An 18,766-nucleotide genomic window follows, 5' to 3' on the forward strand; every position below is an offset into this window, starting at 1 on the left:
AAGGCTACAGCGCGGTCTCTGCGTCCGCATCAGCGAACATCTTGTTGATGTCGCCCGAGGTCACCGGCTTGCCCGTCTGCCGCACCGGCTTGGCCCCCCCCATGCCCAGCATCGGTTCGACACTCACGTGCTTGGCCTGCGCCCGCAGCGCTCCCACGGTGCAGTTCTCGCGTCCCAGGATGGAGAACGGGTCGTAGGAGAACTCGCGCATGGCGTTGAGGTGGCCGATCTTGTCGATCTGCGCGTCCGTCAGGTGCCGGGTCTGCGCATGGAAGATCTCCGGCGAACCCGGCCAGGTGCAGTCGGAGTGCGGGTAGTCGCACTCCCAGGTCACCTTGTCTTCGCCGATGTCGGCCAGATTGCGCAAGCCGAACTCGTCTTCGATGAAGCAGGTGATGATGTGCTGCCTGAAGACGTCGCTGGGCTTGCCGCCGCCGAAGTCCGTCATGGTCCACTCGTGATGGTGCCGGTAGGTGAAGTCGGCACGCTCCAGCAGGTATGGAATCCATCCGATGCTGCCCTCGGAGAGGGCCATGCGCAGATTGGGGTACTTCTTCCACATGGGGGCCCATATCCAGTCGGCGGCCGAGTTGGCGATCGAGATCGGCATCGAGGTGATCCAGGCATCGATCGGCGTGAGGTCCGAGGCATGCTCGGCCTTGACGCCGGTGCCGATGTGGCAGCAGATCACCACGTCATTGTCCGCGCAAGCCTTCCACACCGGATCCCAATGGTCGGAGTGGATCGAGGGGAACCCATGCAGCGCGGGGTTGTCCGAGAGGGAGATCGCGTGAACCCCCAGCTTGGCCATGCGGCGGATCTCCTGGGCAGCCAGTTCACCATCCCACCATGGAATCAGGCTCAGCGGAATGAACCGCCCCGGCGCTGCATTGCACCAGTCGTGCAGGTGCCAGTCGTTGTAGGCCTGGATGGCGGCGAACGAAACCTCCCGCGCATCCCTGTACTGCTGGAAGCGCTGCCCCGCGAAACCGGGAAAGGTCGGGAAGCAGATGGAGCCCAGCACACCATTGGCGTTCATATCGTCCACCCGGGCCTTGATGTCCCACGTCCCGCGGCGCATGTGCTCGTAGCCCAAAGGCTCCATGCCGTATTCGTCCTTGGGGCGCCCCACCACGGAGTTCAGGCCCATGTAGCCTGTCGCGCGGTCTTCGAAGACCCAGACGTCACGGCCCCTGCTTTGAACCACCTTGGGCTGGCGGCCCTTGAATTTGGCTGGCATGTGGCGATCAAAAGCCCCGCGCGGCTCGATCGCGTGGTCGTCAACGCTGACAAGAATGAGGTCGTCGAGTTTCATGATGGACTCCAGATAAAGGAATATGCAAACAAAAGATGAAACCCCGATCGCGCCTGGGACGATCGGGAATCTGCGCCGCGCCGGCCGCGCCGCACATCGCGGCGGGCACGTCCGGCGGGGAATACCGTGCGGCTGATTTGACGGCCTGGGGCTTCAGTCCCAGATCACGGGCACAGAGGACGCGCCGCGCAGCATGCTGCCGGCGATCACGGGCGCGGGGCGATCCGGATCGAGCCGGATGTTGGGGAACAGGTCGAGCACCGCGTTGATGGCGATGGAAAGCTCCATCTTCGCCAGGTACTGGCCGATGCACATGTGCGGGCCGAAGCCGAAGGTGAAGGACGGCTTCTGGCGGCGGTCGATGTCGAAGGTGTCGCTGTTATCGAAGATCTCTTCGTCGCGGTTGGCGGAGGCGACCACGCACTGCACCATCGCATCCCTTGGGATCTGCACGCCCCGGATCTCGACATCGCGAACGGCCTGGCGCACCTTGACGGTGGACACGGGCTCGAAGCGCACCCCCTCGTCGATCAGCTTGGACACCAGGCTGCGATCGTTGCGGACCCGTTCGACCAGGGCGGGACGCTGCAGCAGCAGCGTCATGATTGAGCTGAAGGTCCGGGTGGTGGTTTCGCCGCCGGCGGCCACCATCGAACGCGCGAAGGTCGTGATTTCGTGGTCGTCGAGCTTGCGCCCCTCGAATTCGGCGCGCAGCAGGCGGCACACCAGGTCGTCTCCGGGAGCTCCTTCGGCGCGGCGGCGCTTGACCAGCGCCATCACGGTCTCATACAAGGTGTTGGTGGCCTTCATCGCGCGCTCGCGGGACGCGGCCTCCTCGGCCGGGTCGATCTTCGGGCCAGCCAGCACGGTCAGGCCCATCGCCGCGTACTCGTAGAAATTGCCCAGTTCCTCGTCGGGAAAGCCGATCAATCCGTAGATGACGCGGATCGGGAAGTACAGGCCGAAGTCCAGCAGGTCGGCGCGCTTGTCGGGCACCAGGGGCAGGATGAACTCGTCGCGGATCTGGTGCTCTATCGCGGCGCGCCAGGGCAGCACGGCATCGGGTGCAAACACCGGCTGCAGCAGCCCGCGGGCCTTGCGGTGCGCCTCGCCATCCATGGCCGTGATGACCAGTCCGTCGGCACTGAAAAAGCTGCCGAAGCCCTTGGCCATGAAGCGGCTGTTGAAGGTGGCGGAGTCCTGCAGCACGTTCTTGACGTCGTTGTACTTGAACAGGGTGAAGGTCGGGTGGCCGTGGTTGGCACCGGCATGCGTGGGCACGCCGATGCTGTTCATGAAGTCGCCGGTCGCGACCGGCGACGTCGCGCGCCTGTCGCGGCACACCGCGTACAGGTCGATGTCGGTCCCTCGGTAGTTGGCCGAAAGTGCAGCGAAAGCCTCTTCGAGCTTCTCGGAACGATAGGTGGTTTTCATTTTTTCCTCAAAGGTGGAAGGCGACACCGCAGGTCACAGAAAAATGCCGAGGTTGGGCGTGCCGAGCACGGATTGGTCAATCAGGACCTCGCGCCGCGCCAGTTGCAAGGCGCCGCCCTCCTTGCGCAACACGTCATGGCGGTCGCAGGGGATCAGGTCAAAATAGTCAAAATCGAATCGGTTCCGGGTGAGAAGCATGTAGCTCTGCACCTTGAATTCATTCGGCTTGTCGGTCTTGTAGACGCGCACGTTGCTGACCATCCGGCGCGTGCGCGAGGGAGGGTCTTCGCACCAGGCGCTGCGGGTTTCCGTGATACGGCGCACGCGCAGCATCAACGAGGCATAGTTGTCGTGCATGTGCTGAACGGTTCGAATGGTCGTGCCGTCCTGCATGCGCACAGGGCGTGTCAAGCGCTGCGGGACGTTGTATTCGATGTCCTGCGCCAGCAGCGCGCGCCATTCGTCAAAGCGCAGTTCATCGAGCATCTCCGCCTCGTCAATGAGGAATTCGACGCATTCGTTGTAAAGGGGACTGCCGACAGGCATGCGGTTGCCGCGCACGGTGGATGGCAGAGGTGTGGGTTCGAGCAGGTTGGCAAGCATGGTGATCTCCTGGTGGTGAAGGGTTGGCATCGGCGGCTCAAGACTCGCGAGTCATCAGCTCGTGCCAGTACTGCCAGAAGCTCCAGTTGGTGTCGTCCTTGGTGAAGCCGCTGCCAACATGACCGGGACCCGGCCAGCCGTCAGGCTTGCCGGTCTCATACTTGGCTTGGTATTTGAGCGTGATGTTCTTGCTCATCGCCCCTTTGGAGACGATGGTCTGGTGCGGCCAGGTGTCCGAGTCGTCCTGCTCCACCATGCCGGAAGTGCCCAGGAACTGGCAGGAAATGCGCAGCATCGCGGCCTTCTGCTCGGGCGGCGTATCCTTTTCTGCCAGGATCCAGTTCATGAACATGAACTTATCCGGCCCCATGGGCACATAGGTGTGCAGGGCCATCGCGCCCGTCACCTTGCCATCGGCCGTCGGCAGGTAGATGAACTCGAACAGTCCGTTGGGAAAGAAGTTGCCCACTTGCGGCGGGTTGGAGCTCATGATCTCGATCTGCTCAGGCGAGAGGCGGCTCACCACATCGGGGATCATCTCGGCCGTCAAGCCCGGGGGGGGCAGGACAGTGAGCTTTTCCTGGGCCGAAAGCTCGGCTGGATCCCTGCCTGTGATCCGGTGAACCTTACGGCCCAGATCGATACAACGCATGGTGTGGCCATGGTCAGTCCAGACTTCAACGCCATACATTTCCGGTGTCAGGTCCGCCCCACCTCCTTCGGCATTGGGCTTCTTCGCATAGGGGCCGATCTCACCCAGCCAGCGGTGCAGGGTCAGCGTGTGATAGCCATCGCATGCCCCCTGCTCGGCAGCTGTCTTCCAATTGGCCTTGATGATGAAGCGCTGCGGCGGCCCCAAAACCTCCATGCCACTGGTGGTACGGCACCACATGGTGTCGTAGTAGAACTTTGCGTCTCCCAGGAACTCGTCGAAGGAAGGGCCGTCGAGGTTCCAGGTGGCGAAAATCATGCCGCCGTAGACCGCCACGCGGGCCTTGGTGAGCGAGAGTTGCTCTTTGCTCATCATCTTCCCGTGCATGCACTCCTTGTCGACGGGGGCGCCGATGAAGTCCCCATTGGGCTTGAATGCCCAGCCGTGGTAGATGCACATGTGGGCCTGGGTGTTGCCCACGTCCAGCGTGGAGACCTTCATGCCCCGGTGGGTGCAGACGTTGAGCACCACGTGCACCTGGCCCTCGCGGTCACGCGTGACGAGGACCGAATCCGAACCCATATCCCGCTGGACGAAATCTCCCGAGTTGGGTATTTCCGTTTCATGGGCCAGGAAGACCCAGGTCTTGGCGAAGATCTTTTCCATCTCGAGCTGGTACAGCTCGGCATCGGACAAGACCCGCATCTTCACTTCACGGGTGTCCAGATTGATGAGGTCCGAGATCCTGGTTCCGTCGGACAACACCGGATTGCTACGCGTCAACATTTCATCGTCTCCTTGGGACCGGCACGATTGCCGGCATGGAGACAATTTAGGACAGTTTTTCTATTTGTGTTCAACTTCTAGAGGTTTACCCGAAGCCGAAACGCCTGCCCTGTTGATCTATCGCAAATTACCAGGGGGGGATGGCCGTGAAAGGCGCCTTCAAGAAGTCTCCGTTCCCGCCGGATGCAAGGCAACGCCAATCGCCAGCATGATCAAGAGCACCGCGGCCCCGTCTTGCCAATGCAGCGCCTCGTTCAGCCACAGCGCGCCCGACAGCAGCCCGAGCACGGGGATCAGGGAAATGCTGACACTCGCTGCGACTGGCGGCAAGGCGCGGGCCAGGGCGAACCACGCCACGTGGCAAAACCCAAAAATCAACAGTGCGTTGTAGGCGATCGCTGCCCAGACCCGTGGCGAAGGCTGGTTCGCGGGCAGGCCATCGGTGCTCCCCACATACAGCAGAACCGCGACTGTCGTGATCGCCGTCATCCAGAACCCGATCGCGAGCACAGGCACATCCATGGCGCTGCGCCGCAGTTGCTGGGTTCCCAGGGCCCACACCGCGGTTCCGGCCAGCAGGGTGAGCCCGGCCAAGGGAACCCCGCTGAGGCGCGAGAATTCATGCCACAGCAGCAACACCACGCCTGCAGTAGCGCTTCCCACGCCCACCCATTGCGGCCGGGACAGGCGCTGGCGATACAGCAACATGCCCCAGAGCGCCGAAAACACGGGCATGGTGTAGCCGATGATCGCCGCCCGGCCGGAACTCAGGCCCGGCAAAGCCCACATCAGACACAGGTGCCAGGCCACCATGTTGGTGGTTGCCAGCAGCAGCAACTCGCCCCAGTACCGTCGTGGTACCTGCAGGGGCACCCGCAGCAGCTTCAGTCCCACCCACAGGCACGGCAGGCCCAATACCATGGACCAGGCCCGGAACGCCATCGCGGGATAGGCGCCGACGGCTGATTTCATGATGGGCCAATTCACCCCCCAGAACAGGGTGACGAACACGAGCAGCCAGACCTGGCGTCGGCTCAGGACAAAACCCGTCATGCCGCGACGGAGGTATCGAGCTTCAGCAGGCGGCGCGCATTCCGGCTGCGGATCTTGGCCACGTCGGCGTCGGAAAGGCCCAGTCCGGCGGTCAGGTCGCCATTGTCGTAGGCCCCCCCGAAGTTGGTGCCGTAGAGGATCTGATCGGCACCCACCACCTCCACCACGGCGCGGCGCAGCGCCGGATGGTGCACGTCCAGGTCGAACCAGAAGTTGGACAGGTAGTCCATGAACGGGCGCTTGTTGCGTGCGTCGGGCGCCATCGACTTGTTCAGCTCGGCCAGGCGCCCGAGCTGGAACACAGCCATGCCACCGGCGTGGTTGATGTAGGTTTTCAGCGTGGGGAACACGTCCAGCGCGCCGCCGCAGATCAGGTACCAGAAGAATAGGGTTTCATCGACGCAATCGCCCACGATCGAGGTGGTCTCGAAACGGTCTTCCGCATGCTTGTCGCCCCACCATACGGACTGGTTGTAACCATGCACCATCAGTGGCACATCCAGCCGCGTGACAGCCTCCCAAACGGGGAACAATTCCTCGCTATAGGCCTGCAGGCCCTTGAAATTGGCGCCCCCCACGCAGACCCCCTTGGCCCCGAGTTGCGTGACGGCGCGCTCGATCTCGCGTGCAGCCGCGACCGGATCGGCCAGGTTGGCGTGTGCCCAGAAAGCAAAGTGCGCCGGGTCCTGGGCGCAGTAGGCGGACATCTCGTCGTTGCAGATGCGCGCGTATTCGCTTCCGAAGTCGTCCGCCCAGTACATGAATGCATGCGAGGGCGTGGACACCACTATCTGGTCCACGCCGCGCTGGGCCATCAGTTCGCGGCGCGCGGCATGCGTCATCTTTGCCAGCAGGTTCGCCTCCGCCTGCTGGTCCGAGGCGGCCTTCGATTTTTGCTTGGTTCCCAGCGCGAAGTGCCCGACGGTGAACCCCTGCATCTTCATGAAAGGCCCCCAGAAATCGTGGCGGTTGAGCATTCCAGGAGTCAGCAGGTGTGCGTGGGCGTCGATCAGCATAGGTCGTCAGGGTGATGGGACGGGGAATGGCCCCCGGGACAGCCGCCCGGACTTGACATCAGCCGAGCCAGCACAGTCTAATGTTTGAACACTTATTGTCAATGTGTTTCAATTTCAGCAAGAACCTGAGAGACCCGATGCAACCCACCACATACCACCTGCTTGGCCGTACCGGTTTGCGCGTCTCGCGCCTGTCCCTGGGTACCATGACCTTTGGCACCGAGAACGGTTGGGGCTGCGATCGGGAGACCGCACGCGCGATGTTCGACACCTACCTGGCATCCGGGGGGAATTTCATCGATTCGGCGGACATCTACACGCAAGGCACCGCCGAGACCTGGCTGGGCGAATTTATGTCGGAAACGGGTATGCGCGATCGCGTCGTTCTGGCCACCAAGTACAGCTTCAATCACCAGAACCCGCAAGGCAACCCGAACGCCGCGGGCAACGGCCGCAAGAATCTGATCCGTTCCCTGGATGCCTCGCTGGCGCGGCTGAAGACGGACTATGTGGATCTCTACTACCTCCATGCATGGGATGGCATCACGCCGGCGGAGGAGGTTCTGCGCAGCATGGATCAGTTGGTGCGCGCCGGCAAGATCCGCCACTGGGCGCTCTCGGACGTGCCCGCCTGGTATGCCGCGCGCATCACCACCCTGGCGCAGTACCATGGCCTCGAAGGTCCTTGCGCGGTGCAGCTCGAGTATTCGCTGGTGCAGCGCGGCATCGAGTACGAGTTTCCCGCCATGTGCCAGGAAGTGGGCCTCGGGCTGGTGGCCTGGAGTCCTTTGGGCGGCGGCCTGCTGTCCGGCAAGTACCAGCCCAATGTGGAGGCACAAGCACAGCAGGCTGGGCGCATCAGGGCCACCGCCGCGGTGGCGACACCCGCGCTGAACAAGCTGACGCCGCGCAACTGGGAGATCGTCGCGGCGCTCGAATCCGTCGCCAATGAATTGGGGCAGCCCATGGCCAGGGTGGCCATCAACTGGCTGTCGGGCCGCCCGGCGCTCAGTTCGGTGATCCTGGGCGCCACCCGGCTCGAACAGCTGCAGGACAGCTTGGGCGCGCTGGACTTCGAGTTGCCTTCCGAACTCCGTACCCGGCTTGATCAGGTGAGCGCGTTGCCACCGCTGTTTCCCTACAACTTTCTGAGCGCCATTCAGCCGCGCATGCACGGGGGAGCCAGCGTGTCGCCCCATCCTCCCCACTTTGACGAACCTCCTGCGGCTCGCAGTGGCGGCTGGCGCTGAGCGACAGAACAGCGCCCCTGGAGAACCCGCCCATCCTTGGCAAATGTCCGGGGAACTCGCACGAAAGAGCCTCGGAGGAACCCGTGAAAATGGCAGGCATGGCCTCCCGGCCAATCGAAACGGAGACATCCACATGATTTGCTGGACCCGGCGTCGGATGCTTGGCCTCGCGGCCAGTGCACTCCCGACATGGGCAGCTCCTGGCTACGCCCAAACCACCTGGCCCACCAAGCCAGTCTCGATCACGGTGGCATACGCCGGTGGCGGTGCCATCGACGGGCTGATTCGCTACTGCACCGAGCAGATCCAAAAGCGCCATCCCGAGATCGTGTTCGTCATCGAGTACAAGCCTGGCGCAGGCGGCAACATTGCGGCGGACGCTGTCGCCCGCATGAAAGGCGATGGGCATCAGTTCCTGATGACAGGATCCTCGACCCAGGCGGCCAACGTCAGCTTGTACAAAACCCTCCCATTCGATCCGGAAAAGGATTTCGCGCCGATCGCCTCCATGGCCACCGTGCCTTACATCCTGGTGGTCAACCCCGCGCGCGTGCCGGTCAGCACGTTTCAGGAGTTCGTCGCCTTCGTCAAATCCAGGCCGGGCCAGTTGAGCTACGCCAGTTCGGCGATCACCGGAAGGCTCGCTGGCGAGATTCTCAAGCAGCGCATGGGATTGCAGGCGACCTTCGTGCCGTACAAGACCTTGGCCCAGGTGGTTTCCGACATCATCGGCGGCCATCTTGACTACGCCTTTGGCGACCCTCAGGGCTACCTGCCACATGTGCACTCCGGCCGCCTGCGTGCAATTGCCGTGACGACGCGCGCGCGCATCGCCGCCGCCAGCGACATTCCTACCCTCGCGGAGTCGGGCGTCGCTGATTTCGACGTCTCCGCGTGGCTGGCTCTCTACGGGAAGGCCGGGATGCCAGCCTTCGCAATCCAGCGCTTCAACCAGTTGATCAACGAGGTGCTGGAAGCGCCCGAGGGCCAAGCATTCCTTACCAGCATCGGGCTGCAGCCACTGCTTGGCAAGCCCGACCAGCTTGCCGCCCTGCAAAAGCGCGATACGCTGGCCTGGGCACAGGCCATCCGGGCGGCAGGCATCACGATCGAATAGTCCATGCCTGAAATCAGGTCCCCCGCCAACGCCAACCCTATGCCTGCGGTCGATCCCGTTTACCTTTGCGAGGGTGCGTTGGGCTTCTGGCAAATTGCCGAGCGGCAGCCCAGCCGCATCGCGATCACGGAATCCAATGGCGGCTGCAGCACGTTCGGCGAGCTGCGCGACCGCGTCGATCGCCTGTCCCATGCGCTGCGCGGCTGCGGTGCGAAGACCGGCGACGCCGTCGCGGTCTTGTTGCCGAACTCCAGCGACTGGCTGGCGAGCGCGCTCGCCATCTCGCAAATAGGCGCCTACCTGGTGCCTTTGAATTGGCACCTGACGGCCGAAGAATTGGCCTACCTGTTGTCCAACAGCATGAGCCGCGTGCTGATTGCCGATCATCGCTTTGCCTCCACGGCCAGCCAGGCGGCCCGACAGGCGGCACTCCCCGAGCAAGGGCGCCTGGCGGTTGCGGGAGACATACCGGGTTTTCGCGATCTGCAATCCTTGCTGGACGCGCAGCCCGATGCCCCTCTTGGCGACCGGCTGGCAGGCAGCACCATGTTCTATTCCTCCGGCACCACGGGACGCCCCAAGGGAATTCGGCGGCCGCTGACAGGATTGCCCCCCGAAGGGGCATTGGCGCGCACCCTTCCGCTCTATTCGGGCATGTTCGGCCTGCGCGCGGGCAATGGGGCGCACCTGGTCTGCACGCCGCTCTACCACGCGGCTCCCGGCTCCCGCGCCATCCAGATGCTGCATCTCGGGCATCGGCTCGTGCTGCTGGAAAAATGGGACAGCGAACGCGTGCTCGCCCTGATCGAAAGCGAACGCATCGACAGCGTGCAGCTGGTGCCGATCCTGTTCCACCGCCTGCTGCAACTTCCGCAGGCTATCCGGCAGCGCTACGACCTTTCGAGCCTCAGAACCGTCATTCACGCGGCTGCCCCATGCCCGCCGGAGACCAAGCGCCGGATGATCGAGTGGCTTGGCCCTGTTCTGCACGAGTACTACGCGTGCAGCGAGGGAGGGGGCACCTATGTCGGCAGCGACGACTGGCTGCGGCGCCCCGGGACAGTGGGCCGCAGGTATCCGTTCAGCAAGCTCGCTATCCTGGATGAGGGCGGAGCCGAGCTTCCTGCCGGCGAGCCCGGGTTGATCTACATGAATGATGGCTTCGATTTCGAGTATTTCAACGATCCACAGAAGACCCGTTCCGTCAAGCGCGGTGACCTGTTCACCGCGGGAGACTATGGATACCTCGATGAGGAAGGCTGGCTCTACCTTTGCGACCGCCGCTCCGATCTCATTCTTTCCGGCGGCGTCAACATCTACCCTGCCGAGATCGAGGCCGTTCTCATGCAGCATCCTTCGGTATCCGACGCAGTCGTCGTGGGACTGCCGGATCCCGAATGGGGCCAGAGTGTCTGCGCATTGGTCCAACCCCGCGAGCCGGCCCCATCGCACGCGCTGGAGGCGTTGCGTGCCGAGCTGACGGCGTACTGCGGGCAGCACCTGGCTTCCTTCAAGCGGCCCAGGCACCTCCTCCTCGCGCACGTCCCGCGCACCGATGCCGGCAAAGTCGGCCGCGCTGCAGTCCGGCAAGCGCTGCTGGCGGGAGAACTGCGTCCGCTGGCAGGTGCCGCTCCTGCCTGACCACCGGCTCAGCGCACCATCAGCGTCCCGCCATCGACGGCAAAGATCTGGCCGGTCATGAAACGCGCGCCGGGAGATGCCAGGAAGGCGAGCACCGGCACCAGATCCTGCGCCATGTCGCCCAGCTTGCCGCCCAGCGGGATCACCCTGGCCATCAGCGCATCGTGCGCGCTCAGTTGCTCCGGGCTCATTTCGGAACGGGTCTGGTCATACATGGGCGTCCAGATGGCCGGGGCGATCGCATTCACGCGGATGTTGTAGGGCCCCCATTCCTGGGCCACGGTGCGGGTCCAGGCCAGGACAGCCCCTTTGGCGGCCGAATAGGCAGACTTGTTGGGGAGCCCCAGCGCGCCGGCTGCGGAAGCGAAGTTTATGATGCTGCCGCCCTGCTCCCTCATATGGGGAAACACCGCCCGGTTCATCAGGAAGGTACCCGTGGCATTGACAGCAAAGACCTTTTCCCACAACGCCAGACTGGTCCCCTGCGCCGGCGAAGACGGCGCGATGCCCGCGGCATGGATCAGCACATCCAGGCCGCCCAGGCGGGTGCAGGCGGCATCGACCGCGCGCGCAACCGAGCCCTCGTCGGCCACATCGACCTCCATGAAGCCCCGTGCTCCCGCCGCCTTGGCAACGGCTTCGCCGCGTTCGCGGTTCAGGTCCATGGACACGACCAGCGCCCCCATGCCCGTCAGCGAGCGCACAAGGCCCTCGCCCATGCCACTGGCCCCTCCGGTGATGAGGATGCGGCGGCCGGCCAATTCTGAAACGGACATGGTGGTGCTCCTCTAGCGCTGCACTTTGATGGTGGAGGACTCGATGTCCCAGGTGGCAGGCGTCACCCCTTCATCGCGCAGCTGGTACTTCAGAACCCGCCCCTGCGGATTGACCGGCAGTTCGACCCGGAACTCGATGTAACGGGGCACGGCGTAATAAGGCACCCGATCCACCATCCAGCGGCACAGGGCCTCTTCGGTGAGTTGGGCACCCGCCACCCGCTTGGCGGTGACCTTCAGGTCGTCCTCGCCCAGATTCGACCGCACGGCATGAACCGCGACCTGCTCGATGTCGGGATGCTGCAGGATCGCCGATTCCATCTCGAAGCTGGAGATGTTCTCCCCCCGCCGGCGCAGATAGTCCTTCTTGCGGTCCACGAAGTAGAAGAACCCGGCCTCGTCGAACTTGCCAATGTCTCCCGTGTGGAACCACATGTTCCCCATCACCTTCTGCGTGTCCTCGGCCCGGCGCCAGTAGCCCTTGAACATGATGTCGGGATGCAGGGGCCGGCACACAACCTCGCCGGCCTGCCCGGGCGGCAGCGGATTGTCCTGGTCGTCGAAGATGCGCACGTCGAACTCGGGAGCGCACCGTCCCGACGAGCCTGGAGGAACCGGCTCGCCGGCTGGCACCGACGTGATCAGCGCCTCCGTCAGGCCGTAGGCGTTGGAGCCGATGTGGCGCGCGCCGAAGCGGGTGCGCCACATCGCCTTGATGTCTTCCGTGAACGGATTGCCCTTGACCGTGTGGATCTGGCCGAAGCAGCGCCTCATCGCGTCATTGTCCGGTGCCTGGGCCAGCAGCGTACCCAGGGCGCCCAGGATGGACACCACGGTGGCCCCGGATGCCTCCACGGCAGGCCAGAAGCCGCTGACCGAGAACCGTGGAGCGATCGAGATCGTTCCACCCACCAGCAGCGTGGACACCACGCCGGTCGCGATCGCGTTCATGTGGAACAGCGGCAACGGGGTCCACAGCACATCGTTCGGGCCGAACGGCGCAGCCCGCAGGAGCAGGCGCGCCACATGGCACATCTGGTTGCCGCTGATCATGCAGCCCTTAGAAGGCCCTGTTGTCCCGGACGTGTAGATCAGGGCGTTGAGCGCGGCCGGATCGGGCAGCTCGGCCAGGGGCGTGGTGTCGTGCCCCCGGTGATCGTCAAGGCTTTCGATGGCAAAACCAACGTCTGGACACCCATTTTCCACAACCCCGCGCACCAACAGGCGCCTAATGCCTTGAAGGTGCCCGGCCACCTCGAACAGGCGCGGAGCGTAGGCCGCATCGCACACCACGATCTCGGCCCCCGAGTCGGCCACCTGGTGGCGCAGGAACTCGCCCTTGAGCGCCGTGTTCAACGGAACGCTCACGGCGGACAGCTTGTTGAGCGCGATCCAGAGAACCACGGCGTCGAGGTGGTTGTCGAACAGCGAAGTGACGGTGGCGCCGGCCTTCACCCCCAATGCCTGCAGCGCATGGGCCATGCGGTTGCTGAGAGCGTCGAACTCGGCGTAGGTGGTTTTCTCGCCACTGAAATCGAACAGGATTTTGTCCGGATGCGCGAGAACCGCGCGGGCCAAGGCCGCCACGGGAGTGTCGCGCAGTCCTGGCGTCCAGCCAGGTGCGCTATCAATGTCTTTGCTCATTCGATGTGCCCTGCCGCGACCGGCGGCAGATTTTTTGCGTTGTGTGAAGGCGCCGATCGGAAGCATGCTGCATGCCACCGCGGCGACGGAACCAGGGCGCCCGCCCGTGGGTGGAGGACGCCCATCAAGGCTGCGTGATGCGCGTACGCAGCAGGCCGATGCCCTCCACCTCTAGTTCCACGACATCGTCAGGCTTGAGGTAGCGCATCTGCTCCAGGCCACAGCCATTGCCCACCGTTCCCGACCCGATGAACTCACCGGGATGCAGGGTTTCGGAGCGCGAGACATGCGCGATCACATCCTCGAACTTCCAATACATGTCGCGCGAATTGCCGCGCCCCCATTCCTCGCCATTGACACGGGCGACCATGTTCAGGTTGTAGGGATCGGGGAGCTCATCGGCAGTGACCAGGCAGGGCCCCATCACGTTGCTGGTATCGAAGTCTTTGCCCTTGGCCGGCCCCAGCATGCCGCCCATTTCCACGGCCTGGGCATCACGCGCGCTGATGTCATTGAAGATCGTGTAGCCAAAGATGTACTCGCGCGCCTTCTCTTTGGGCACGTCCTTGGCCCGCGCGCCTAGGTAGAAGCCGAACTCGAGCTCAAAATCGAGCGCCTTGCTGTAGCCGGGCCACACGACATCGTCGTCCACGCCGATGGTCGCAAAACGGTTGCATTTGTAGTAGATGGGCTGGCGCAGGAAGGTCTCGATCGCGCGCTCGTCTGAGCGGGTGTTCATGGCCTTCAGTGTGGCCTCCGGATCCGGTGTGCGCGCCGCGCGTGCCCGCCGTGCTGCCGCATAGCTCTGGCGCAGATGCAGCTCGAAGCAAGAGGCATCGCGCATTTGCGGTGGCGGTTGGATGGGCGCCAGGATTCTGACCGCGCTGCGCTCCCGGACGGCCGCACGGGGCGCACGCGCGATCAGGTCGCGCGCAAGCTCGGAGGCAGCGGGCCCCGCTTCGATCAGCGCGAGGATGCTCGCCAGTGCGTCCGCGCTGCCGCCATGCACGGTCTGCGCCGCCTGCCGCAAGTCAAGCACCGCTTGGTCGCCCTCGATGAATGCGCCTGCGCGGGCGGCTTCGCCTGCAGCCTGAAATGTCACCAGTCTCATATTGATCGTTTCTCTTGTGGGGGGATTGAAAACCAGGGGCAAAGCGCCTCTAGCGGGAACGAAGACTCAGTTGGCCGGCGGCAGAGGCGGCGCGTCAGCGGGCTCCAGCCGGCGGCGAAGCACCACCGGCGCTCCACCATGGCTGCGCTTGACCAGCCATTGGGCAAGCGAAGCATCCATGTAATCAGCGTGTCCTGGGAACCAATTCGCGAGCGCATGGGCGAGATCGCGGGCTATCTGCCCTGGACCGCCATTGCGCAGAATCTCCTGCACCTCGTGCACGGAACGCAGAACCGCCGTATGTTCGTCCACATGGCACTGTGCGGCAGGAAACCCGGTGGAGTCCATCCAGCGCCGCTCCTGCTCGAAATGCTCGACGGCATGTGCTTCGAAAGCGGCAAGGCACCCCGCAAGATCGACATCTTTCGCTGTTTGAAGGGCCGCCACGCACGCGACAAATTCGCGATGGGTGCCATCCATGTCACCGTGCCCAAGCAAGTAGCGATCGGACCAAGCCATGGCATTGCCGCCGCCCTCTCCAACGGCCCCGGGTGACGAGTGCTCCTGGGACAAGCGCATGTCTTCCATGATCACACCCGACCGGCCACCGGAATGCACGCGCCTGTGACGGCGCTGGCATCGTCCGACAACAGAAACGCGATGACGGCGGCCAGCGAGCGCGGCGATACCCAGCGCGCGGTGTCGGCATCGGGCATATCGGCCCGGTTGGCAGGCGTGTCCAGAATGCTGGGGCACACAGCGTTCACACGCACGCCACGATCCTTGACCTCCTCGGCAAGCGCTTCGGTTAGCCGCGCGACGCCAGCCTTGGACGCCGCATAAGCCCCCATTCCCATTCCGGCCTTCTGTGCAGCCAGCGCTCCCACGTTGACGATGCCTGAGCCATCGGCCGCCAACAGCCGTGGCAGAGCCTCCCGGCACGCCACCACGGTACTGCGCAGATTCATCGCATAGAGCGCATCCCACGACTCCAGGGTTCCGCTCTCCAGCGTTTCCCATCGGAACCCCCCGGCGGCGTTCACCAGGCCATCGAAGCCCTGGAGCCGCTCGCTTGCCTGCTGGAATGCGGACCGTGTGGCATCCGGGTCGGTCAGGTCAATGCCGCCGATCACCGCCGTGATCCCAGGCACATCCTGGGCCGCAACACGATCGAGCAGGACAACGCGGGCTCCCTGCTCGACCAGCACGGCCCCCACGGCACGGCCCAGCACGCCCAGGCCGCCGGTCACAACGATATGGCGGTTCGCCAAAGAATGTTCACTCATAGATGCAGATGGTTGGTAGAAACCATTAGTTATACACATTGACGCAATTTGTTCAGATATTAAACTCTCTCAACCCGCCTGCGTCAATTCGTAGCGGCCCTGATTCAACACACTGCCAGCCCGACATACCCCGCGTTCATGCCACGAAAACTGCCCCAGATCACCAGCGACTCATCGGCCTTTTGGCAGGGAGGGGAATCGGGCCGACTGATGATCCATCGCTGCAGCACCTGCCGGCGGTTCTTTCATCCACCCGCTCCGATCTGCCCATCCTGTGGTTCGCTGGATGTGGCGCCCCAGGCCACGAGCGGCCGCGGCCGCATCGCCACCTACACCATCAACCACCAGGCGTGGAAGCCCGAGCTGGCCGCACCCTACGTCGTGGCCATCGTCGAGCTCGACGATCAGCCCGGCCTGCGCCTGCTCAGCAACGTAGTGGAATTAGCGCCCGATCAGGTGCGAATCGGCATGCCGGTGCATGTCACTTTCGAGCAGCACGAAGACGTCTGGCTCCCTCTGTTCAAGAAAGCCGAATGATGTTCGACCATCTGTACGAAAAAAACGTGGCGATCGCCGGCGTAGGCCAATCCGAAGTGGCCCGCCCATCCGACAAGTCCGCTATGCGCCTGACCCTGGACGCATGCCTGGAGGCCATTGCCGATGCGGGGCTCACGCGAAAGGACATCGATGGCGTGGCTTGCTGGCCAGGCGACAACAACAATGGCAACAGCTTTTCCCCGGTGGGCCCCAATGCGCTGATCGGCACGATGGGGCTCCACGTCAACTGGTATGGCGGCGGCTACGAAGGGCCGGGGCCACTGGCCGGCGTGATCAACGGCGCGATGGCCATCGCCGCGGGCCTGTGCCGCCATGTGCTGGTGTTCCGCACGATCACCGAAGCGAGCGCGCGGCGGCTCGACAAGAATGCCAACGCCTTGAGCAACAAGACCGCCGGGCGCGACAGCAGCTTCTTCTGGCAGTGGTACACCCCCTATGAAGTGCACTCGGCCATCAACCTGATGGCCATGTACGCGCAGCGGCACTTCCACGAATACGGGACCACCCCCGAGCAGTTGGCGCAAATCGCCCTGACCTGCCGTGCCAACGCCGAGCTCAATCCCAAGGCTGTGTACCGCACGCCCATGACCATGGACGACTACTTGGCCTCCCGCATGATCTCGACGCCCCTGCGCATGTTCGATTGCGACGTGCACTGCGACGGGGCGACGGCCATCGTGCTCTCGCGCATGGATGCGGCGCGCCATGGACCGAATCCCCCCATCCGCCTGGAGGCCATCGGTTCGGCCCTGCACCAGCCCTGGTCCTGGGATCAGGTTTCCCTGACCGGCGGGGCCAGCATCGACGCGGCACGCATGATGTGGCAGCGAACCGATCTCAAGCCGGCTGATGTCCGCAGTGCCCAGTTGTACGACGGCTTTTCCATCCTGACCCTGCTCTGGCTGGAGGCCTTGGGCCTGTGCCCGGTGGGCGAAAGCGGCCGCTTCGTCGAAGGCGGCACGCGGATCGCCCGCGACGGCGCCCTGCCGGTGAACACCAACGGCGGCCAGCTCTCGGGGGGAAGAACCCACGGCCTTGGGTATGTGCACGAGGCTTGCACCCAACTCTGGGAGCGCGCCGGACAGCGCCAGATCGCGCCGCACCAGGTAGCGGTCGCGGCGGCCGGCGGAGGCCCGCTGGCCGGCTCGCTTCTGCTCGTGCGCGAGTGAACCGGCCCTGGCCCTACCTGCCCTTCCCTTCCCCATTGCCGGCACCCTATGACACAACCTCTCCCCACCTCTTCACATACCGCGCATGGCCTGGGCATCGATCTGACTGAGTTCAAGAGCGCGTGGCGCATCGTGATTCTGGCCACGCTGGGACTGGCGATCAACTCCAACTCATCCATGCTGTATGCCTACGGCGCGATGATGGTTCCGCTGCAGCAGACATTTGACTGGGCCCGCGCGGATCTTCAGTCCGCAGTGAGCTTCATGTTTCTGGGATCGGTGGTCGCATCCCAGATCGTGGGCTGGCTCAATCTGCGCTTTGGCATGAAGCGCGTCACGGTGATCTCGCTGTGCATGCTTTCCCTGGCCTTCATCGCCATGACGCGCTTGGGGCCTTCGATCGTGACGCTCTACCTGGGCTTTTTCCTGATGTCCATGGCCAGCATGGGCACTATGCACGTCACCTGGACCCATCTGGTGAACCTGTGGTTCGAGCGCAACCGCGGCCTGGCTCTCGCGCTGGTTCTTTCCGGCACCGGTCTGGCCGCCATGCTCATTCCCTCGGCGGTGAGCGCCGTGATCTCGCAATGGAACTGGCAGGCGGCCTTCTGGCTTCTGGCGGCCCTGCCAATAGTGCTGGTGCTGCCCCTGGTGCTGGCCTGGATGAAAGAGCCTGCCCGCGCCCCGGTCCGCAAGCACAGCGAGTCAGCATCGTCAGCAGATGCCATGGTCACGGGTGCCTCGCTGCGCGAAGGCGTGCGCAATCCTCGCTTCTGGCTTCTGAACATCGCCTTGTCCATGGTCGTGGCCTGCGTGGTGACGCTGGTCACGAATGGTGTCCCCCTGTTGCGCGACAAAGGCCTGGAGGCAGGGGATGCAGCGCGCATCTTCGGCAGCTTTGGCTTGTCGCTGATATTGGGGCGGGTCGTCGTGGGCTACCTGGTGGACCGCCTCTGGGCGCCTGGCGTGGCCGCCGTCGCCCTGGGGCTGCCGGCTCTGGGGTGCCTGCTCCTGGGTATCAGCGGCGCGAACGATACCGGCTGGCTCGTGCTGGGTGTCATGCTGGTGGGCATCGGCGCGGGTGCCGAGTTCGACCTGGCGGCCTTTCTCGTCTCGCGGTATTTCGGCATGCGTGACTACGGCCGCCTGTTCGGCATCCACCTCGGGCTGATCACGCTGGCTTCCACGCTGGCCCCGTGGCTCTTCGGGCAACTCTACCGGGGCACCGGCTCGTACCAGGCGACGCTGTGGGTCTGCGGGCCCATGTTTCTCTTTGGTGGCCTCGCGTTGCTCTCGTTGGGCCGTTATCCGATCTTCGAGCGCAAGACCGCCCCTGACCAAACTCTTTGAAGCAG

Annotated in this window: 17 protein-coding genes; 6 read left to right on the forward strand and 11 right to left on the reverse strand. The window is 64.0% G+C overall.

What is annotated here, in order from left to right; all coding sequences use genetic code 11:
- Positions 1 to 4: 4 nt before the first annotated feature.
- From A1D30_RS10820 to A1D30_RS10845, 6 genes are all read right to left on the reverse strand, one after another.
- Positions 5 to 1,315: an amidohydrolase family protein gene (locus A1D30_RS10820; protein WP_060987180.1), complete on the reverse strand. Its 1,311-nt coding sequence runs from the start codon at positions 1,313 to 1,315 to the stop codon at positions 5 to 7.
- A gap of 153 nt (positions 1,316 to 1,468) precedes the next feature.
- Positions 1,469 to 2,749: a cytochrome P450 gene (locus tag A1D30_RS10825; RefSeq protein WP_060987181.1), complete on the reverse strand. Its 1,281-nt coding sequence runs from the start codon at positions 2,747 to 2,749 to the stop codon at positions 1,469 to 1,471.
- A 33-nt stretch (positions 2,750 to 2,782) separates the two neighbouring features.
- Entirely contained in the window at positions 2,783 to 3,352 is a 570-nt protein-coding gene (locus tag A1D30_RS10830; protein WP_063460664.1) for a 3-phenylpropionate/cinnamic acid dioxygenase subunit beta, read from the reverse strand.
- 37 nt (positions 3,353 to 3,389) lie between these two features.
- Positions 3,390 to 4,790 carry an aromatic ring-hydroxylating dioxygenase subunit alpha gene (locus tag A1D30_RS10835; RefSeq protein WP_063460665.1) on the reverse strand — a complete coding sequence of 467 codons (1,401 nt, stop codon included), beginning with the start codon at positions 4,788 to 4,790 and terminating at the stop codon, positions 3,390 to 3,392.
- Between the two features lie 159 nt (positions 4,791 to 4,949).
- A complete protein-coding gene (locus A1D30_RS10840; RefSeq protein ID WP_063460666.1) occupies positions 4,950 to 5,843 on the reverse strand; it encodes a DMT family transporter in 894 nt (297 codons plus the stop codon).
- Positions 5,840 to 6,859: an amidohydrolase family protein gene (locus tag A1D30_RS10845; RefSeq protein WP_063460667.1), complete on the reverse strand. Its 1,020-nt coding sequence runs from the start codon at positions 6,857 to 6,859 to the stop codon at positions 5,840 to 5,842. Before A1D30_RS10845 ends, A1D30_RS10840 begins: the two co-directional genes overlap by 4 nt.
- A 137-nt stretch (positions 6,860 to 6,996) precedes the next feature.
- On the opposite strand from A1D30_RS10845, the gene A1D30_RS10850 reads away from it, so the two are divergent.
- From A1D30_RS10850 to A1D30_RS10860, 3 genes are all read left to right on the forward strand, one after another.
- Positions 6,997 to 8,109, forward strand: coding sequence for an aldo/keto reductase (locus A1D30_RS10850; RefSeq protein ID WP_063460668.1), 1,113 nt, complete (start codon positions 6,997 to 6,999; stop codon positions 8,107 to 8,109).
- Positions 8,110 to 8,242: 133 nt separating this feature from the next.
- The gene (locus tag A1D30_RS10855; protein WP_063460669.1) at positions 8,243 to 9,226 is read left to right on the forward strand and encodes a tripartite tricarboxylate transporter substrate binding protein; all 984 of its coding nucleotides are present in this window, start codon (positions 8,243 to 8,245) and stop codon (positions 9,224 to 9,226) included.
- 3 nt (positions 9,227 to 9,229) lie between these two features.
- On the forward strand, positions 9,230 to 10,867 hold the full coding sequence (locus A1D30_RS10860) for an AMP-binding protein (RefSeq protein ID WP_109790918.1): 1,638 nt from the start codon (positions 9,230 to 9,232) through the stop codon (positions 10,865 to 10,867).
- Between the two features lie 8 nt (positions 10,868 to 10,875).
- Here the strand turns inward: A1D30_RS10860 and A1D30_RS10865 are convergent, their stop codons facing one another.
- From A1D30_RS10865 to A1D30_RS10885, 5 genes are all read right to left on the reverse strand, one after another.
- Positions 10,876 to 11,643, reverse strand: a complete 768-nt coding sequence (locus A1D30_RS10865) for an SDR family oxidoreductase (protein ID WP_063460671.1) — start codon at positions 11,641 to 11,643, stop codon at positions 10,876 to 10,878.
- Between the two features lie 12 nt (positions 11,644 to 11,655).
- Positions 11,656 to 13,287: an AMP-binding protein gene (locus A1D30_RS10870; protein WP_060987188.1), complete on the reverse strand. Its 1,632-nt coding sequence runs from the start codon at positions 13,285 to 13,287 to the stop codon at positions 11,656 to 11,658.
- 124 nt (positions 13,288 to 13,411) lie between these two features.
- Positions 13,412 to 14,440, reverse strand: coding sequence for a fumarylacetoacetate hydrolase family protein (locus A1D30_RS10875; RefSeq protein WP_242421853.1), 1,029 nt, complete (start codon positions 14,438 to 14,440; stop codon positions 13,412 to 13,414).
- 24 nt (positions 14,441 to 14,464) lie between these two features.
- A complete protein-coding gene (locus A1D30_RS10880) occupies positions 14,465 to 14,986 on the reverse strand; it encodes a hemerythrin domain-containing protein (RefSeq protein ID WP_082836403.1) in 522 nt (173 codons plus the stop codon).
- A 2-nt stretch (positions 14,987 to 14,988) separates the two neighbouring features.
- On the reverse strand, positions 14,989 to 15,684 hold the full coding sequence (locus tag A1D30_RS10885) for an SDR family NAD(P)-dependent oxidoreductase (RefSeq protein WP_060987190.1): 696 nt from the start codon (positions 15,682 to 15,684) through the stop codon (positions 14,989 to 14,991).
- Positions 15,685 to 15,822: 138 nt separating this feature from the next.
- Here A1D30_RS10885 and A1D30_RS10890 point away from each other — a divergent pair, with 138 nt between their 5' ends.
- From A1D30_RS10890 to A1D30_RS10900, 3 genes are all read left to right on the forward strand, one after another.
- The gene (locus A1D30_RS10890; RefSeq protein ID WP_063460673.1) at positions 15,823 to 16,221 is read left to right on the forward strand and encodes a Zn-ribbon domain-containing OB-fold protein; all 399 of its coding nucleotides are present in this window, start codon (positions 15,823 to 15,825) and stop codon (positions 16,219 to 16,221) included.
- Positions 16,218 to 17,411 (forward strand): thiolase family protein, encoded by a 1,194-nt coding sequence (locus A1D30_RS10895; RefSeq protein WP_199865950.1) that lies wholly within the window; start codon positions 16,218 to 16,220, stop codon positions 17,409 to 17,411. The genes A1D30_RS10890 and A1D30_RS10895 overlap by 4 nt, the downstream gene beginning before the upstream one ends.
- 132 nt (positions 17,412 to 17,543) lie before the next feature.
- A complete protein-coding gene (locus A1D30_RS10900; RefSeq protein ID WP_242421854.1) occupies positions 17,544 to 18,761 on the forward strand; it encodes an MFS transporter in 1,218 nt (405 codons plus the stop codon).
- The last annotated feature ends 5 nt before the right edge of the window (positions 18,762 to 18,766 follow it).

The organism is Acidovorax sp. GW101-3H11 (assembly GCF_001633105.1).
Classification (GTDB): domain Bacteria; phylum Pseudomonadota; class Gammaproteobacteria; order Burkholderiales; family Burkholderiaceae_C; genus Acidovorax.

Bases quoted from the DNA above. Each gene is read 5' to 3' on its own strand.
- A1D30_RS10870 (WP_060987188.1), bottom strand. From the start codon at position 13,287: ATGAGCAAAGACATTGATAGCGCACCTGGCTGGACGCCAGGACTGCGC.
- A1D30_RS10855 (WP_063460669.1), top strand. From the start codon at position 8,243: ATGATTTGCTGGACCCGGCGTCGGATGCTTGGCCTCGCGGCCAGTGCA.
- A1D30_RS10830 (WP_063460664.1), bottom strand. From the start codon at position 3,352: ATGCTTGCCAACCTGCTCGAACCCACACCTCTGCCATCCACCGTGCGC.
- A1D30_RS10825 (WP_060987181.1), bottom strand. From the start codon at position 2,749: ATGAAAACCACCTATCGTTCCGAGAAGCTCGAAGAGGCTTTCGCTGCA.
- A1D30_RS10895 (WP_199865950.1), top strand. From the start codon at position 16,218: ATGATGTTCGACCATCTGTACGAAAAAAACGTGGCGATCGCCGGCGTA.
- A1D30_RS10890 (WP_063460673.1), top strand. From the start codon at position 15,823: ATGCCACGAAAACTGCCCCAGATCACCAGCGACTCATCGGCCTTTTGG.
- A1D30_RS10880 (WP_082836403.1), bottom strand. From the start codon at position 14,986: ATGGAAGACATGCGCTTGTCCCAGGAGCACTCGTCACCCGGGGCCGTT.
- A1D30_RS10845 (WP_063460667.1), bottom strand. From the start codon at position 6,859: ATGCTGATCGACGCCCACGCACACCTGCTGACTCCTGGAATGCTCAAC.
- A1D30_RS10860 (WP_109790918.1), top strand. From the start codon at position 9,230: ATGCCTGAAATCAGGTCCCCCGCCAACGCCAACCCTATGCCTGCGGTC.
- A1D30_RS10885 (WP_060987190.1), bottom strand. From the start codon at position 15,684: ATGAGTGAACATTCTTTGGCGAACCGCCATATCGTTGTGACCGGCGGC.
- A1D30_RS10840 (WP_063460666.1), bottom strand. From the start codon at position 5,843: ATGACGGGTTTTGTCCTGAGCCGACGCCAGGTCTGGCTGCTCGTGTTC.
- A1D30_RS10820 (WP_060987180.1), bottom strand. From the start codon at position 1,315: ATGAAACTCGACGACCTCATTCTTGTCAGCGTTGACGACCACGCGATC.
- A1D30_RS10865 (WP_063460671.1), bottom strand. From the start codon at position 11,643: ATGTCCGTTTCAGAATTGGCCGGCCGCCGCATCCTCATCACCGGAGGG.
- A1D30_RS10850 (WP_063460668.1), top strand. From the start codon at position 6,997: ATGCAACCCACCACATACCACCTGCTTGGCCGTACCGGTTTGCGCGTC.
- A1D30_RS10835 (WP_063460665.1), bottom strand. From the start codon at position 4,790: ATGTTGACGCGTAGCAATCCGGTGTTGTCCGACGGAACCAGGATCTCG.